The 15,362-nt window shown below is 43.2% G+C and carries 15 protein-coding genes, 2 tRNA genes and 1 pseudogene; 14 read left to right on the forward strand and 4 right to left on the reverse strand.

Translation table 11 applies throughout. From position 1 onward, the window contains the following. Nucleotides 1-14 precede the first annotated feature (14 nt). The 14 genes and pseudogenes from cysK to B9L23_RS00315 all read left to right on the forward strand — a co-directional run bounded on the left by cysK (nt 15) and on the right by B9L23_RS00315 (nt 10,723). On the forward strand, nt 15-941 hold the full coding sequence (cysK, locus tag B9L23_RS00250; RefSeq protein WP_012748844.1) for a cysteine synthase A: 927 nt from the start codon (nt 15-17) through the stop codon (nt 939-941). 112 nt (nt 942-1,053) lie between these two features. Continuing rightward, complete coding sequence (gene trpE / locus B9L23_RS00255) at nt 1,054-2,469, forward strand: anthranilate synthase component I (RefSeq protein ID WP_081189186.1); 1,416 nt, start codon at nt 1,054-1,056, stop codon at nt 2,467-2,469. Between the two features lie 10 nt (nt 2,470-2,479). Next, nucleotides 2,480-3,058 (forward strand): aminodeoxychorismate/anthranilate synthase component II, encoded by a 579-nt coding sequence (gene pabA, locus B9L23_RS00260; RefSeq protein ID WP_062677403.1) that lies wholly within the window; start codon nt 2,480-2,482, stop codon nt 3,056-3,058. 4 nt (nt 3,059-3,062) lie between these two features. After that, nucleotides 3,063-3,935, forward strand: coding sequence for an aminodeoxychorismate lyase (gene pabC, locus B9L23_RS00265; protein ID WP_089096686.1), 873 nt, complete (start codon nt 3,063-3,065; stop codon nt 3,933-3,935). Nucleotides 3,936-3,938: 3 nt separating this feature from the next. Continuing rightward, the gene (folP, locus tag B9L23_RS00270) at nt 3,939-4,793 is read left to right on the forward strand and encodes a dihydropteroate synthase (protein WP_081189199.1); all 855 of its coding nucleotides are present in this window, start codon (nt 3,939-3,941) and stop codon (nt 4,791-4,793) included. After that, complete coding sequence (gene folB / locus B9L23_RS00275) at nt 4,756-5,145, forward strand: dihydroneopterin aldolase (protein ID WP_171699211.1); 390 nt, start codon at nt 4,756-4,758, stop codon at nt 5,143-5,145. The genes folP and folB overlap by 38 nt, the downstream gene beginning before the upstream one ends. After that, complete coding sequence (folK, locus tag B9L23_RS00280) at nt 5,146-5,673, forward strand: 2-amino-4-hydroxy-6-hydroxymethyldihydropteridine diphosphokinase (RefSeq protein WP_012748850.1); 528 nt, start codon at nt 5,146-5,148, stop codon at nt 5,671-5,673. It abuts the gene before it with no gap. After that, the gene (locus B9L23_RS00285; protein WP_062677400.1) at nt 5,625-5,846 is read left to right on the forward strand and encodes a helix-turn-helix domain-containing protein; all 222 of its coding nucleotides are present in this window, start codon (nt 5,625-5,627) and stop codon (nt 5,844-5,846) included. Before folK ends, B9L23_RS00285 begins: the two co-directional genes overlap by 49 nt. A gap of 17 nt (nt 5,847-5,863) precedes the next feature. Continuing rightward, complete coding sequence (gene dusB / locus B9L23_RS00290) at nt 5,864-6,865, forward strand: tRNA dihydrouridine synthase DusB (RefSeq protein WP_062677399.1); 1,002 nt, start codon at nt 5,864-5,866, stop codon at nt 6,863-6,865. Between the two features lie 89 nt (nt 6,866-6,954). After that, entirely contained in the window at nt 6,955-8,439 is a 1,485-nt protein-coding gene (gene lysS / locus B9L23_RS00295) for a lysine--tRNA ligase (protein ID WP_012748852.1), read from the forward strand. A gap of 631 nt (nt 8,440-9,070) precedes the next feature. After that, nucleotides 9,071-9,144, forward strand: a tRNA-Pro gene (locus B9L23_RS00300). Between the two features lie 12 nt (nt 9,145-9,156). Continuing rightward, a tRNA-Ala gene (locus tag B9L23_RS00305) sits at nt 9,157-9,229 on the forward strand. A 344-nt stretch (nt 9,230-9,573) separates the two neighbouring features. Continuing rightward, nucleotides 9,574-9,930, forward strand: a pseudogene (locus tag B9L23_RS00310) (Mu transposase C-terminal domain-containing protein); the annotation flags it as partial. Continuing rightward, a complete protein-coding gene (locus B9L23_RS00315) occupies nt 9,923-10,723 on the forward strand; it encodes an ExeA family protein (protein ID WP_015863909.1) in 801 nt (266 codons plus the stop codon). The pseudogene B9L23_RS00310 and the gene B9L23_RS00315, both read left to right, overlap by 8 nt. Before the next feature lie 364 nt (nt 10,724-11,087). Here B9L23_RS00315 and B9L23_RS00325 read toward each other — a convergent pair whose 3' ends face one another. The 4 genes from B9L23_RS00325 to B9L23_RS00340 all read right to left on the reverse strand — a co-directional run bounded on the left by B9L23_RS00325 (nt 11,088) and on the right by B9L23_RS00340 (nt 15,357). Beyond that, nucleotides 11,088-11,543 (reverse strand): OsmC family protein, encoded by a 456-nt coding sequence (locus tag B9L23_RS00325; protein ID WP_089096687.1) that lies wholly within the window; start codon nt 11,541-11,543, stop codon nt 11,088-11,090. 426 nt (nt 11,544-11,969) lie between these two features. Then, a complete protein-coding gene (locus B9L23_RS00330; protein ID WP_089096688.1) occupies nt 11,970-13,223 on the reverse strand; it encodes a dihydrolipoamide acetyltransferase family protein in 1,254 nt (417 codons plus the stop codon). A 78-nt stretch (nt 13,224-13,301) separates the two neighbouring features. Next, nucleotides 13,302-14,336 (reverse strand): alpha-ketoacid dehydrogenase subunit beta, encoded by a 1,035-nt coding sequence (locus B9L23_RS00335; protein ID WP_062679382.1) that lies wholly within the window; start codon nt 14,334-14,336, stop codon nt 13,302-13,304. 28 nt (nt 14,337-14,364) lie between these two features. Continuing rightward, the gene (locus B9L23_RS00340; RefSeq protein WP_062679381.1) at nt 14,365-15,357 is read right to left on the reverse strand and encodes a thiamine pyrophosphate-dependent dehydrogenase E1 component subunit alpha; all 993 of its coding nucleotides are present in this window, start codon (nt 15,355-15,357) and stop codon (nt 14,365-14,367) included. Nucleotides 15,358-15,362: the final 5 nt, after the last annotated feature.

Raw genomic sequence — 15,362 nt, forward strand, 5'->3', positions numbered from 1 at the left:
TTAGGGGTGGAAAGATGGCAAGAACAGTAAACTCCATTACAGAGCTTATTGGCGATACGCCTGCAGTGAAATTAAACCGCATTGTTGATGAAGATAGCGCCGATGTATATTTAAAACTGGAATTTATGAACCCTGGCAGCAGCGTCAAAGACCGTATTGCCTTAGCGATGATCGAAGCGGCGGAAAAAGCCGGAAAATTAAAACCTGGTGACACGATTGTAGAGCCGACAAGCGGAAACACCGGAATTGGATTGGCGATGGTTGCCGCGGCAAAAGGGTATAAAGCGGTTTTAGTCATGCCAGATACGATGAGTTTAGAACGTCGCAATTTGTTGCGCGCATATGGCGCTGAATTAGTGCTAACACCAGGAAGCGAAGGAATGCGCGGCGCGATTGCGAAGGCGGAAGAGCTAGTAAGAGAGCATGGCTATTTTATGCCACAACAATTTAAGAATGAGGCAAACCCAGAAATCCATCGGTTAACGACTGGAAAAGAAATTGTTGAGCAAATGGGCGACCAATTAGATGCGTTTATTGCCGGCGTCGGTACTGGCGGAACGATTACAGGGGCAGGACAAGTGCTTCGCGAAACATATCCAAACATTAAAATTTATGCCGTAGAACCTGCTGATTCACCAGTATTATCGGGCGGAAAACCAGGTCCTCATAAAATTCAAGGAATCGGCGCAGGATTTGTGCCGGACATTTTAGATACAAGCATTTATGATGGAGTCATTACCGTTACAACAGAAGAAGCGTTCGCCGCTGCTCGCCGCGCTGCTCGCGAAGAAGGAATACTTGGCGGAATTTCTTCTGGTGCCGCTATTCATGCTGCATTGAAGGTCGCCAAAGAACTTGGAAAAGGAAAAAAAGTGCTGGCAATTATTCCAAGTAACGGAGAACGTTACTTAAGTACACCGCTTTATCAATTTGAGGAGTAATCATCCTATTTCGACAGGGGAGGACCCCTGTCGAAATTTTTTTGTAATGATATGTTCCGCGACTCATTGTACAATAAGAATATGCATAGCTAATAAAGGGAGTGATATCGCTGTGCGGAAATGGAGAAATAGAAAGAGGCGAACGATTCCTTATTCGAAACATGATTGGTTTCGGCAATATAAGATGCTTGCCGCTGGTGAGCCGTATCATGCTCTGCTAGAAAGCGGTCAGGGCGGACGATATAGTATTATTGGTTTAACTCCTGCGGGTATCATCCAAACAAAAGAAAATCAGCTCTTCATCTCTTATCGTGATGAAGAGAATTATTATGAAGGAAATCCGCTATTATTGCTCAAACAATGGTTCGCGCAATTCCCCCTTCTCTCTTCCGAAAGCGAACTGCCTTTTCAAGGTGGAGCGATTGGGTATATCAGTTATGACTGCGCACGATATATTGAAAAAATCCCTTCGTATGCGAAAGATGATTTACAGCTTCCGCATATGTATTTTTTAATTTTTGATGATGTATTTGTATATGATCATCAAAAGCAGCTGCTGCATATGATTACTCATTATGGGGATGGAGAAGAATTAGAAGCGGAGCGGCATCTTTCCTTTTATGAGTCATGTTGGTTGGAAGAAAGGAAAGAGGATATCGAATGGGCATTCCAAAAAGAAGACGCCAGCCCATCGGTTTCGATGACAAAAGAAGAATTTGTCGAAGCGGTCAAAAAAGTACAGCAATATATTGCCCAGGGAGATGTATTTCAAGTGAATTTATCCGTGCGGCAATCAAAACCGCTGCTAGTGCATCCATTTCATATTTATGAGCAGCTGCGCATCATTAATCCGTCTCCATACATGGCATATATTCATTTTCCAGAGTTTCAAATCGTCAGCGGTTCGCCTGAATTGCTTGTCAAGAAGCGGGGAAGCGACATTAGCACAAGGCCGATTGCTGGAACACGTTCGCGCGGGAAAACAAAAGAAGAAGACAAGCAGCTGGCAAAAAAGCTGCTTTCTAACGAAAAAGAAATAGCAGAACATGCGATGCTCGTCGATTTAGAGCGCAATGATTTAGGGCGTGTATGTCAATATGGTACAGTAAAAGTAGATGAATGGATGACAATCGAACGTTACTCCCACGTTATGCATATCGTGTCCCATGTGTCGGGGAAATTGCAACAAGGGAAAGATGCATTTGATGTTATACAAGCAATGTTTCCTGGCGGTACGATTACCGGAGCTCCAAAAGTACGGACAATGGAGATTATTGAAGAGCTTGAGCCGGTACGTCGCGGTGTATATACTGGTTCCATCGGGTGGATTAGCTTCGAGGGGGATATGGAATTCAATATTGCGATTCGCACGATGATTGCCAAAGACGGAATAGCACATGTGCAAGCGGGAGCAGGGATCGTCATTGACTCCTGTCCTGAACATGAATACGAAGAATGTTTGAAAAAGGCGGCAGCCCTTTGGAAAGCAAAAGAGCTGAGCGAAGCAGAGAAACTATTGAGAGCATGAGGTGAGATCGATGATTTTAATGGTTGATAATTACGATTCTTTTACATACAACTTAGTGCAATATCTAGGCGTGTTAGGGGAAGAATTAATCGTAAAACGAAATGACGAGATTACGATTAAGGAGATAGAGACACTAAGCCCTGATTTTCTTATGATTTCGCCTGGTCCTTGCACTCCTAATGAGGCGGGCATCAGCATGGAAGCCATCGAATACTTTGCAGGGAAAATTCCGATTTTTGGAGTTTGCCTTGGGCATCAAGCGATTGCTCAAGTATTTGGGGGAAAAGTCATTCGTGCTGACCGTTTAATGCACGGTAAAACGTCGCCAATTTTCCATGATGGAAGAACCATTTTCGCCAATATTCCTAGCCCGTTTACGGCCACTCGTTATCATTCTCTTATTGTTGAAAAAGAAACATTGCCAGATTGTTTTGAAATTTCTGCTTGGACAGAAGAAAACGAAATTATGGCGATTCGCCATAAAACATTGCCAGTTGAAGGGGTTCAGTTTCATCCAGAATCGATTATGACGAGTCACGGGATGAAGCTGTTGGAAAACTTTATTCAAACATATAAAAGGGTTCGATAACAGTATGTATGTATATATCAATGGAGATGTCGTTCATAAAGACGAAGCGCGTATTTCGCCGTTTGACCACGGTTTTTTGTATGGTCTTGGTGTATTTGAAACGTTTCGTACATATGATGGGCATCCGTTTTTGCTAGACGACCATTTGGAACGGTTAAATCATAGCTTACAAGAGATGAATATTGTCAAATCCTTTACTCGCGGTGAAGTCATGGAGATACTTCATCGTCTGTTAGAAGCAAATGGTTTGCGAAATGCTTACGTTCGTTTCAATATTTCGGCAGGCATCGGGGATATTGGTTTGCAAACGAGTGAGTATGATGAACCGACGATCATTATGTATATGAAGCCTTTTTCACCTCCGTCATTTGCAAAAGGCAAAATCGCAACAGTTCTAAAAACAAAACGAAACACCCCGGAGGGAAAAGAACGCTTAAAATCGCATCATTATTTGAATAATATTATAGGCAAACGGGAAATCGGCAGCCGTACCGATGTGGAAGGCATTTTTTTGAATGAACAAGGGTATGTTGCTGAGGGAATTGTCTCCAATATTTTTTGGGTAAAAAATAAAACGGTATACACTCCGGCGATTCATACAGGAATTTTAAATGGAGTAACAAGACAATTTGTGATTGCGATGTTGAACGTGCTAAACATTGAATATGAGGAAGGTTTTTATACACTTGACCATCTGCAACAGGCGGATGAAATATTTGTGACCAATTCCATTCAGGAAATCGTCCCTATTTATCAAATGAATGGTCGTACTTATCCAGGTGCTGATGGGATTGTTACTTCATTTTTGCAAAGGTATTACAAGCGCTTCACACCATTTTTATGGACAAGACATGAGTTGGCAGAAAGGATTGAATGAATGATGGTTACAACAAATGCAGCTTCTTTTGTACTTCGCTGCGGGGATTACGAGTTAGATTTACGGAAAAAGACCATGATCATGGGCATTGTCAATGTAACGCCAGACTCTTTTTCTGACGGCGGACGGTTTTATGATATCGATCGTGCCGTAGAGCATGCAAAACGTCTTGTTGCCGATGGGGCAGATATCATTGATATTGGGGGGGAATCGACCCGCCCTGGTGCAGAAAAGGTATCGCTCGAAGAAGAATTACGGCGTGTCATTCCTGTGGTGAAAGCAATCGCTCAAGAAATCGATGTTCCTATTTCCATTGATACGTATAAAGCTGAAGTTGCAAAGCAAGCGATCGAAGCGGGAGCGCATATTATTAACGATGTATGGGGAGCAAAAGCGGATGCAAAGATGGCAGAAGTTGCCGCTTTTTACGATGTTCCGATTATTTTAATGCACAACCGTCATGATCTTCAATATCGTGATTTAATTTCCGACATGATTTCTGATTTAATGGAAAGTGTTGCAATCGCAAAACGCGCAGGGGTGAAAGATGAAAATATTATTTTAGATCCAGGTATTGGATTTGCGAAAACATTGGAACATAACTTAGAAGTCATGCGGCGTTTAGATGAATTTGCCAAACTGGGATACCCGCTGCTATTGGGAACATCACGGAAACGATTCATCGGCCATGTTCTTGATTTACCGGTTAATGAACGAGTCGAAGGAACAGGAGCGACCGTATGCCTCGGAATCGTAAAGGGAGCTCACATCGTCCGTGTTCATGATGTATTGCCGATTGCGCGAATGGCAAAAATGATGGATGCAATGCTTGGAAAAGGAGTGGAGAGCGATCGATAAAATTTATCTTCATCGGATGGAGTTTTATGGATATCACGGCGTCCTTCCCGAAGAAAATGTGCTTGGACAGCGCTTTATTGTAGATGTCATTCTCGAAACGGATTTACAAAAGGCTGGAAAAAGCGATCGATTAGATGATACCATTAATTATGCGGAAGTGTATGATATTTGCCGAAATGTTGTCGAGAAAAGGAGATTTGCGTTAATCGAAGCAGTAGCAGAGACGATTGCGGAGCAAATTTTATCTTCTTTTCCAACCGTTGCTCGTTGTACGATTAAAGTGACAAAACCAAATCCACCCATTCAAGGTCATTATGAATCTGTAGCAGTAGAAATTGTAAGGGGTCGTTAGATGGAAAATTATGCGTATATTGCTCTTGGCTCTAATATCGGTGATCGCCTATATTACCTGCGGGAAGCTGTCAAAATGTTGGATAGACATGAACAAATTTCCGTCACTGCTGCTTCATCTATTTATGAGACGGAACCGGTCGGTTATGTGAATCAAGATAAGTTTTTAAATATGGTTATAAAAATTTATACAACTCTTTCTCCTTTTGCATTGCTAGACGTCACGCAAAATATCGAACAAAAACTTGGGAGAAAAAGGGAAATACGGTGGGGACCACGAACGTTAGACCTTGACATTTTATTATATAATCATGAAAATATTGAAACAGAACAACTTATCATTCCTCATCCGCGTATGACAGAGCGGGCGTTTGTTATGATTCCGTTATTGGAATTAAATCACGATATCCATTTTCCAAATATTTCTGAACGTTTAGCATGCCTCATAGATCGACTACCTGACAAAGAAGGAGTTCGTGTATGGAAGCAGAAAAATGGGGAAGACGTATTCGCGCTTTTCGAAAGCTGAAAGGATATACACAGGAAAAATTGGCAAAAGATCTGGGGGTATCTGTGTCCATTTTAGGAGAAGTTGAGCGTGGAAATCGCTTACCGTCGGAGCAATTAATAGAGAAAATTGCCGAACGGTTAAATATATCTGTAGAAGAGCTTGCACCGCCACGTTCAGAGCCTAGGGAATAAGAAAGGAGGGTAAACCGATGTTTAAAATCGGAGATGTAGAAATTAAAAATCGTGTTGTTCTTGCTCCAATGGCCGGTGTGTGCAATTCGGCATTCCGTCTCACGGTAAAAGAGTTTGGGGCAGGGCTTGTTTGTGCGGAAATGGTAAGTGATAAAGGGATCGTGTACAATAACGAAAAAACGCTAGGCATGTTATATATTGATGAACGGGAAAAACCATTAAGTTTGCAAATTTTTGGCGGAGAAAAGGAAACGCTTGTAGAAGCCGCAAAATTTGTCGATAAACATACGAATGCGGATATCATCGATATTAATATGGGATGTCCTGTTCCAAAAGTCACGAAATGCGATGCGGGTGCGAAATGGCTTTTAGATCCAAATAAGATTTATGATGTAGTTGCCGCCATTGTAGATGCAGTGGAAAAACCTGTGACAGTAAAAATGCGAATCGGTTGGGACGAAAATCATATTTACGCAGTAGAAAACGCGCAAGCTGTAGAACGCGCTGGCGGTAAGGCAGTAGCGGTTCACGGAAGAACGAGAGTACAGATGTACGAAGGAAAAGCAGATTGGAATATCATTAAACAAGTAAAAGAAGCAGTGAATATTCCTGTCATTGGAAATGGGGATGTAAAAACACCGCAAGATGCAAAGCGGATGCTTGAAGAAACAGGCGTGGACGGCGTGATGATCGGACGCGCTGCACTTGGAAACCCATGGATGATTTACCGCACAGTCCGTTATTTAGAAACAGGGGAATTAATCCCGGAACCAACGGTAAGAGAAAAAATAGAAGTATGTCTTTTACATTTAGATCGCCTCATTGCATTAAAAGGCGAGCATATTGCAGTAAAAGAAATGCGGAAACATGCGGCATGGTATTTAAAAGGGGTGCGCGGTAACGCAAAAATTCGCAATGCCATTAATGAATGTGACACTCGTGAACAGCTTGCCACCCTTTTACTTAACTTTGCCGAAGAAGTAGAAAGCAAAGAACAGGCGAATGCACAGGCTGTGTAAATGGATCAATAAAAGATTGCGGTTATTCACTGCCAGCCGTTGCTGGCAGTATTTTTCATAAAAACTTTTTTAAATGGAGTGAAGGCCATATGAGTCATGAAGAATTAAACGATCAATTACTAGTCCGTAGGGAAAAATTAAATAAATTGAGAGAAATGGGAATTGATCCGTTTGGAAAACGGTTTGAGCGCACACATAAAGCAAAAGAGTTATTTGATTTATATGGGGATTTATCCAAAGAAGAGCTAGAAGAGAAACAAATAAAAGTTGCCGTTGCCGGACGTATTATGACAAAACGCGGCAAAGGTAAAGCTGGGTTTGCCCATATTCAAGATGTTACGGGGCAAATTCAAATTTACGTTCGTGAAGATACAGTTGGTGAGGAGCAATACGAGCTTTTCAAAACTTCTGACTTAGGAGATATTATCGGTGTTTATGGAACAGTATTTAAAACAAAAGTAGGAGAGCTGTCCATTAAAGTATCTTCTTATGAGTTTTTAACGAAAGCATTGCGTCCACTTCCAGAGAAATACCATGGACTAAAAGATATTGAACAACGCTATCGTCAACGGTACTTAGATTTAATTATGAATCCGGAGAGCAAAAATACGTTTATCACTCGCAGCCGAATTATTCAAGCGATGCGCCGCTACTTGGACAGCCACGGCTATTTAGAAGTAGAAACACCGATGATGCATTCCATTGCCGGAGGAGCAGCAGCTCGTCCATTTATCACTCACCATAATGCGTTGGATATGCCATTATATATGCGGATTGCGATCGAGCTTCATTTGAAACGTTTAATTGTCGGCGGATTAGAAAAGGTATATGAAATTGGGCGCGTGTTCCGTAATGAAGGGATTTCTACTCGACATAATCCGGAATTTACGATGCTTGAGCTATATGAAGCATATGCAGATTTCCGCGATATTATGAAATTGACAGAAAATTTAATTGCTCATATCGCGCAAGAGGTATTAGGAACGACAAAAATCCAATATGGAGAGCATACAGTTGATTTAACTCCTGAGTGGAAACGACTTCATATGGTAGATGCGATTAAGGAATACGTAGGTGTCGATTTTTGGAAACAAATGAGCGATGAAGAGGCTAGAGAATTGGCAAAAGAGCATGGTGTTGAAATAGCGCCGCACATGACGTTTGGTCATATTGTTAATGAGTTTTTTGAGCAAAAAGTAGAGGACAAGCTCATTCAACCGACGTTTATTTACGGACACCCGGTAGAAATCTCGCCGTTAGCGAAGAAAAATCCAGACGATCCGCGCTTCACAGATCGCTTTGAATTGTTTATCGTTGGTCGTGAACACGCGAATGCATTTACTGAGTTAAATGATCCGATTGACCAACGTGAGCGCTTTGAGGCACAGCTGAAAGAGCGAGAGCAAGGAAATGACGAAGCGCACGAGATGGACGAGGACTTCATTGAAGCGCTTGAATATGGAATGCCACCAACAGGCGGTTTAGGTATTGGCGTTGATCGACTTGTTATGCTATTAACAAATTCACCGTCTATTCGTGACGTATTGTTATTCCCGCAAATGCGTAATAAATAAGATATCATGTCCCCTATGATCAAAAAAATCATAGGGGACATAAGATTTTTAAAAAAGTAGTTGACTTTTATATTCATAATTGATATATTAGTAAACGTCGCTTTTGAAAAACGAATAAAACAAAAAGTGATTGACAATAAAATTTTAAAATGATATATTAACAAGGTCGTTTTAAAAAAGAATGTTCTTTGAAAACTGAACAAAACGAAGCGTCCACAACGAAAAGCGAAGGCGACTGATTAGCCCCGGCAGGCGCTGGAGGGCTCGCGAGGAGGCTGTTGCCGCCACAGCGAGACCGAAGCGGCCCGAGGGGCTAGGAGCCGAAGCTGGACAATAAGAAAAGCTGAAGCGCCGCGATCAGCTCTCGAAGCCAAATGTTCTTCACCCGCTGAAGTGCTTGCACTTCGAGGGGGAAGGTTATTTGGCACAAGAGAGCTAGGCGCTGAAGCTGGACAATAAGAAAAGCGAAGGCGACTTGACACCTTCGGTGTCGGCGCCGAATTAAAGCCAATCAACTTTCTTTTTGGAGAGTTTGATCCTGGCTCAGGACGAACGCTGGCGGCGTGCCTAATACATGCAAGTCGAGCGGACCGAGCGGGAGCTTGCTTCTGTTCGGTTAGCGGCGGACGGGCGGGAAGTAGCTCAGCTTGGTAGAGCACATGGTTTGGGACCATGGGGTCGCAGGTTCGAATCCTGTCTTCCCGATTTAGAAAATATGGGGCCTTAGCTCAGCTGGGAGAGCGCCTGCTTTGCACGCAGGAGGTCATCGGTTCGATCCCGATAGGCTCCACGCCAAATGTTCTTCACCCGCTGAAGTGCTTGCACTTCGAGGGGGAAGGTTATTTGGCACAAGAGAGCTAGGCGCTGGAGCTAGACAGTACGAAAAGCGGAAGCGGCTGCCCTTATGGGCTAGTCGGAAGTGGGCGCTTCGGGTTTGTTCAGTTTTGAGGGAACATGTTTATGTTCTCTTCAATCAATCCGTTTTGCGCCTGCGTCTACCAGCGGATTCAAGGAAGCTGGATTCCTCGACACAAGGCTGCAAGGAAGCATACTCAAGTAGTCGCCTTGCGCCTGCGTCTATGAGCAGATGCAGGAAATGAGTTGGTTCCTTGAAAACTAGATAACCGAGAAGAAAAGCGGAGGCGCTCGCTGGACGGAAAAACGCCGCATGAGGTGTTTCAATCGCAAGTGCATCTCGTGTCGTTCATCGAAGATGGCGATTGGCTGGATGCGATTTTTCTGAAGCGGGAGCACCGCAAGGTCAAAGCCGATGGAACGATCACCTTGAACAAGCAGCTGTATGAAGTGCCGCCCCGGTTCATTGGGCAATCGATTGAACTCCGCTATGACGAACGGGGCGTCTATGTGTACGAAGATGGAAGGAAGGTGGCGGAGGCCGTTCGGGTTCGTTTGGAGGACAACGCCTATGTAAAACGCCATCGGTCCCCGTTTGCGGCGATTCCGGCGAAGGAGGGAGAACACGGTGTATAAATCGTTTTACTCCCTTTCGCGGGAGCCGTTTGCGAAAGAAACAGACCCGTCCGAGGCGTATCAAGGGGCACCGTTTCAGGAAGCGTTGCGGGCGCTGGAGTACGTGAAACGAACCCGGGGGATCGGGCTGTTAATCGGAGAGCCAGGGGCGGGCAAGACGTTCGCCCTTCGGGCGCTGAAAGAGTCATTGAATCCATCATTGTATCATGTCGTCTACTTTCCGTTATCCACCGGAGGCGTGATGGATTTTTACCGTGGTTTGGCCTTGGGATTAGGAGAGGAACCGAAGTACCGCAAGGTAGACCTCTTCCGCCAAATCCAGCAGGCGATCGAGCGATTGTATCATGAACGGCGGATCACGCCGGTGTTCATTTTGGACGAGATGCATTTAGCGAAGGATGCATTTTTACAGGACATCGCGATCTTGTTCAACTTTGAGATGGATTCGACCAACCCATTTGTCTTGATTTTGGCCGGGCTGCCCCATTTACAGGGGAAGCTGCGGCTCAATCAGCACCGCCCTCTCGACCAGCGGATCATCATGCGATACCGGATGGGACCGCTGGAGAAGGAAGAGGTGGCGGGCTACATCGAACATCGGATGAAACAGGCTGGGGCGAAGCATCCGATCTTCACCCCATCGGCGTTAGAGGCGATTGCCCTGCAGTCGCGGGGATGGCCTCGGGTGATCAACACGTTGGCCACGACGTGCCTGTTATACGGGTATCAGCTGAAAAAGGACGCCATTGACGAAGAAATGGTGCGCATGGCCGCAGAGGAAATGGGGTATTAGCACGAAAGGGGCCGAATCGGCCTCTTTTGTGCTTTCTCTTTTCCATCGGTCCATCAGGCGCGCTGGAAATCTTCATCTGAAAGAGCGTGCAAACGTTCCGAAAGAATGTGCAAAATCCGGAACAATCCGCAAAAATTTTGCACATTATTTCCGAATCCGCCTGAAATAATTTGAAAAAGGGATTCTGAAATAATGTGCTAATTTACAGTTACAACAGGAAAAGACCGCGGCGCATGGATGAAGGAGATGCGATCCAAGACGAAGAAAAACACAAACTATCATCCTTAATCTGGCGCACGAAAAAAAAGAATGGCATGCACCCATTCTTTTTCCCACTCTATTCATTTAATTTGCTTCAATACTCTTATTTCTTGCTCCATTTTGTATCCACTTTAACTCCGGCATCATGCAAAAGACTGAATACAGGACATCTTCTCTCCACTTCATTTTTCAGCTGCTCAATTCTCTCTTCGCTTTCTTCGGTTTGTATATTCACTTGGAAACGAACTTTTTGGAAATGCGGACGAACGCCTTCTTCCCCCATTAGTCCCCGAATATCAATGATGCCTGTCGCTTCAAAATCAATTCCCGAGAAAGCAAAGTCTAATTCTTTGGCAACTAATGGAATCATCACTCCATTGCAGCCGCACAGAGCCGCAACCACATATTCCATCGGATTTGGAGCTGTATCTGTTCCCCCTAATTCCGCTGGTTCATCCATAGAAAAAGCAGGAAAGTTTCGTATAGAAACATTCGTTTTGACACCAAATTCCCACTTTCCTTTAGCGGCTACTTTAACTAATGTAGAAGCTTGTGCCATGTTTTCTCCTCCCGCTCAATTTTTATATGTTCCTTACACTTTAATCATACTATTTTTCTACAGACATTAAAACGAGTTTGTTCACCATTTCACAATTTCTCCATAAAGTTTTGACAGCATTCACAATGAAACGGAAAGAATGAATCATGAAATCGTAAATGGTGACGCATTCAGCACGTTTTTGAAGGTGAAAATGATACAAACTCCCTCATCGGATTTATGCTCTAAATTTGAAGCAGTATGGAATTATTAAGCAAACGATAGTTCGGATCGAGATCGAAGCTTCGACTCTCACCAGCGCGCCTTCTTTCGGAACGATGGAAAAAGTAAGAAGACATATTTTATCAAAAAGAAAGCAACCCAAAATTAGGCTGCTTTCTTTCCCAAACGGCCGTGATAAAAACATTTTCCTCTAAATAATACATACTATAATAACATTTTATATGGCTTTTCCAGATAATTTTTAATGGTAGTAAGAAATTGACTAGCCGGTGCACCGTCTATCACTTGATGATCAAACGTTAAACTCAATGGTAAAATCTTTCTCTTCTGAATAGCATCTCCTACAAAAACCGGAGTATCTGTGACTGTTCCTACCCCAAGAATTCCTACCTCCGGCGGATTTAATACTGGTGTAAAAAATTCAACACCATATGCACCGAGACTTGTAATCGTAAAAGTAGAACCTTTCATTTCCTCACTGCTTAATTTTCCTTCCCTTGCCCGTACGCTCAATTCCTTAATTTTTTTCGAAATTTCTTTTAAAGAAAGTTTCTCTGCATAAGGGATGACCGGAACGACTAGACCGTTCTCCAATGCGACTGCAATTCCTAAATGCACGGAATCATACGTATGAATATTCCCATTTTGATAAAGACTGTTCATTTGTTTATGGGCACATAATGCTAAAACTGTTGCCCGTGCGATAAAATCGGTGATTGTAAGTTTTATATCCGGTTCGTCTTGCAGCTCTTCCCTTAGTTTTTTCTGTAATTCAAGCAATTCTGTCACATCTACTTTCATATGAATCGTTAGCTGAGCCGTTTGCTGCAGGCTTGCAAACATTCTTGTGGCAATTACTTTTCGCATGCCGGTTACCGGTTTTACGGTGACGCCTTTTTGTTCCGTTGTGATCTGGCTTGTTTCTTCGATCATTTGCTTCTCGCTCACTGGCTGTAAGGATGCTTGTTTTAGTTGAATGGCTTTTTCTACATCTGCTTTTGTTATTCGTCCCTTTGGACCCGAACCTTTAATATTGCTTAAATCGATTCCCGCTTCGCGAGCTAATTTTCTAGCGGCAGGAGAAACGCGCAACATATGTCTAGATGTTTGTCTTAATATTGCTTTTGGTTCGATGGTTCCAACAGACACGGCTACTTCTTGCATTGCTTGTTGTGGTGTTTCTTGCGGTGCTTCATTGGACTGATCACCCGCTTCTTCTCCTTCCTGGCCAATGTAGCCAATTACTTTCCCTACTTCCACCGTTTCATCTTGTTCGACAAGGATCTCTAATAACACCCCATCTTGCGGTGCTTCAATATCTGTCTCAATCTTATCAGAGCTAATAACAACGACCGATTCCCCTTTTTTCACCTTATCTCCTTTTTTCTTTAACCACTCTACCACCGTGCCTTCTTTCATGCTCATTCCTAGCTTTGGCATGAAGATTTCAACCGCCATTCCTATCTCTCCCCTTTTTCGATTGATACAAGGAATGCGTGTTGCTCAAAATTGCTTTTAGCAACACGCTTGAATTTATTAAACTGCTACAATCGTTTCATCTCCTATCATTTCAGCTACTGCCTGAAGCACTTTTTCTGGAGTTGGCAAGTAAAGATCTTCTAATGTTGGTGAAAACGGAACAGGACAATGCGGAGCAGTAATCATCTTAATCGGAGCATCTAAATAATCAAACCCTTTATCTGCTACAAGAGCAGAAATATCTGTCGCTGCACTGCATCTCGGATTTGCTTCATCAATGATAATCAATCGTCCTGTCTTAGCTACAGAAGATAAAATTGTTTCCTCATCCAGCGGGGACAACGTTCTTGGATCAATGACTTCTGTTTCCAGTCCTCTTGTTTTCAACATATCCGCTGCCTTTAAGGCCGTATGCACTTGTTTTCCGATCGCCACAATGGTCAAATCACTGCCTTCTCTTTTAATATCTGCTTTTCCAAGAGGAATGGTATAAAATCCTTCTTCCACTTCTCCTTTCATGTTATAAAGTGTTTTATCTTCAAAAAAGATGACCGGATCATCATCAAAAATAGAGGCAAGTAAAAGACCTTTTGCATCAGACGGGGTAGAAGGAACAACGACTTTTAACCCTGGTATATGGGTAAAAAGCGCATATAAGCTTTGTGAATGTTGTGCGGCCGCGCGAAATCCAGCACCGTGCATCGTTCGTATGGTTAAAGGCACTTTCGCTTTTCCGCCAAACATATAACGAAGTTTCGCTGCTTGGTTCATTACTTCATCTAAACAACTTCCGATAAAATCATTAAACATCAATTCTGCAATCGGTCTTAACCCCGTTGCCGCCGCTGTAACAGCTGCACCAATATACCCAGCTTCCGCAATCGGCGTATCTAATACTCTTTCTCTTCCAAACTCTTGAACGAGACCTTTTGTTACACCCATTACTCCTCCCCAAGCTTCATCATCTTGCAAGTGATCTACAGCCGCACCGCCAGCAACATCTTCTCCCATCAAAATAACATTTTCATCTTTGCGCATCGCAAGCTTCATCGCTTCATTAATTGCTTGTGAGAAAGAAATTGTTCTTGTCATAATGGTTTTTACCTCCTAACTTTTATGATTAATAGGATACATAGACATCTTTTAAAAGATCTTCTTCCGATGGGAATGGGCTTTTTTCCGCAAAATCTACCGCTCTCTCAATCGCTTCTGCTACATTCTGTTCTATTTCCAATAGTTCTTGTTCTGATAACAGCTGATTGGAAAGAATATAGTTGCGAAATCTTACGATGGCATCTAACTCTTTTAAATGTTTTTCTTTTTCTTCCGATGGTTTATACGTTTGTGCATCCCCTTCAAAATGGCCATAATTTCGATATGTTTTACATTCAATTAAAGTTGGTCCTTCCCCATTGCGAGCTCGTGTTATTGCTCTTTCTGCCGCTTCATATACGGCAATGACATCTTTGCCGTCAACAATCTCTCCCGGAATGTTATAAGCGGCCGCCCGGTCTGCAATGTTTTTGCAGCTCGATGCGTATTCAAAAGGAGTTGCTTCAGCATAACCATTGTTTTCCGCGACAAAAACAACCGGCAGTTTCCAAATAGCCGCAAGATTGATTCCTTCATGAAATGTGCCATGGTTATTCGCTCCATCGCCAAAGAAACAAATGGTCACAGCACCTGTTTTCTTCAATTTCGCCGTCAAACCAGCTCCGACCGCCAGAGGAAACCCGCCACCGACTATTCCGTTAGCACCAAGCATTCCTTTTTCCACATCGGCAATATGCATGGATCCCCCTTTTCCTTTGCATAATCCTGTTGCTTTTCCGTAAATCTCCGCCATCATTCCATTCAAGTCGCAACCTTTTGCAATACAGTGGCCGTGCCCGCGGTGTGTACTCGTAATATAGTCTTTTTCATTCAAATGAGCACAAACTCCTACAGCTACTGCTTCCTCGCCGGCATATAAATGAACAAATCCTGGCAAAATACCTTTGCTGAAGATTTCGTGAACTTTGTCCTCAAACTGACGAATTTCACACATTTTCTGATACATCCACTTTGCTCTTTCTTTCGTAATACTCTTGGATTCTGGCTTTGTCACTGTCATGCTTC

It is taken from the genome of Parageobacillus galactosidasius, assembly GCF_002217735.1.
Lineage (GTDB): Bacteria > Bacillota > Bacilli > Bacillales > Anoxybacillaceae > Parageobacillus_B > Parageobacillus_B toebii.

Bases quoted from the DNA above. Each gene is read 5' to 3' on its own strand.
- cysK (WP_012748844.1), top strand. From the start codon at position 15: ATGGCAAGAACAGTAAACTCCATTACAGAGCTTATTGGCGATACGCCT.
- pabA (WP_062677403.1), top strand. From the start codon at position 2,480: ATGATTTTAATGGTTGATAATTACGATTCTTTTACATACAACTTAGTG.
- pabC (WP_089096686.1), top strand. From the start codon at position 3,063: ATGTATGTATATATCAATGGAGATGTCGTTCATAAAGACGAAGCGCGT.
- folP (WP_081189199.1), top strand. From the start codon at position 3,939: ATGGTTACAACAAATGCAGCTTCTTTTGTACTTCGCTGCGGGGATTAC.
- folB (WP_171699211.1), top strand. From the start codon at position 4,756: ATGCAATGCTTGGAAAAGGAGTGGAGAGCGATCGATAAAATTTATCTT.
- folK (WP_012748850.1), top strand. From the start codon at position 5,146: ATGGAAAATTATGCGTATATTGCTCTTGGCTCTAATATCGGTGATCGC.
- B9L23_RS00285 (WP_062677400.1), top strand. From the start codon at position 5,625: ATGGAAGCAGAAAAATGGGGAAGACGTATTCGCGCTTTTCGAAAGCTG.
- dusB (WP_062677399.1), top strand. From the start codon at position 5,864: ATGTTTAAAATCGGAGATGTAGAAATTAAAAATCGTGTTGTTCTTGCT.
- lysS (WP_012748852.1), top strand. From the start codon at position 6,955: ATGAGTCATGAAGAATTAAACGATCAATTACTAGTCCGTAGGGAAAAA.
- B9L23_RS00325 (WP_089096687.1), bottom strand. From the start codon at position 11,543: ATGGCACAAGCTTCTACATTAGTTAAAGTAGCCGCTAAAGGAAAGTGG.
- B9L23_RS00330 (WP_089096688.1), bottom strand. From the start codon at position 13,223: ATGGCGGTTGAAATCTTCATGCCAAAGCTAGGAATGAGCATGAAAGAA.
- B9L23_RS00335 (WP_062679382.1), bottom strand. From the start codon at position 14,336: ATGACAAGAACAATTTCTTTCTCACAAGCAATTAATGAAGCGATGAAG.
- B9L23_RS00340 (WP_062679381.1), bottom strand. From the start codon at position 15,357: ATGACAGTGACAAAGCCAGAATCCAAGAGTATTACGAAAGAAAGAGCA.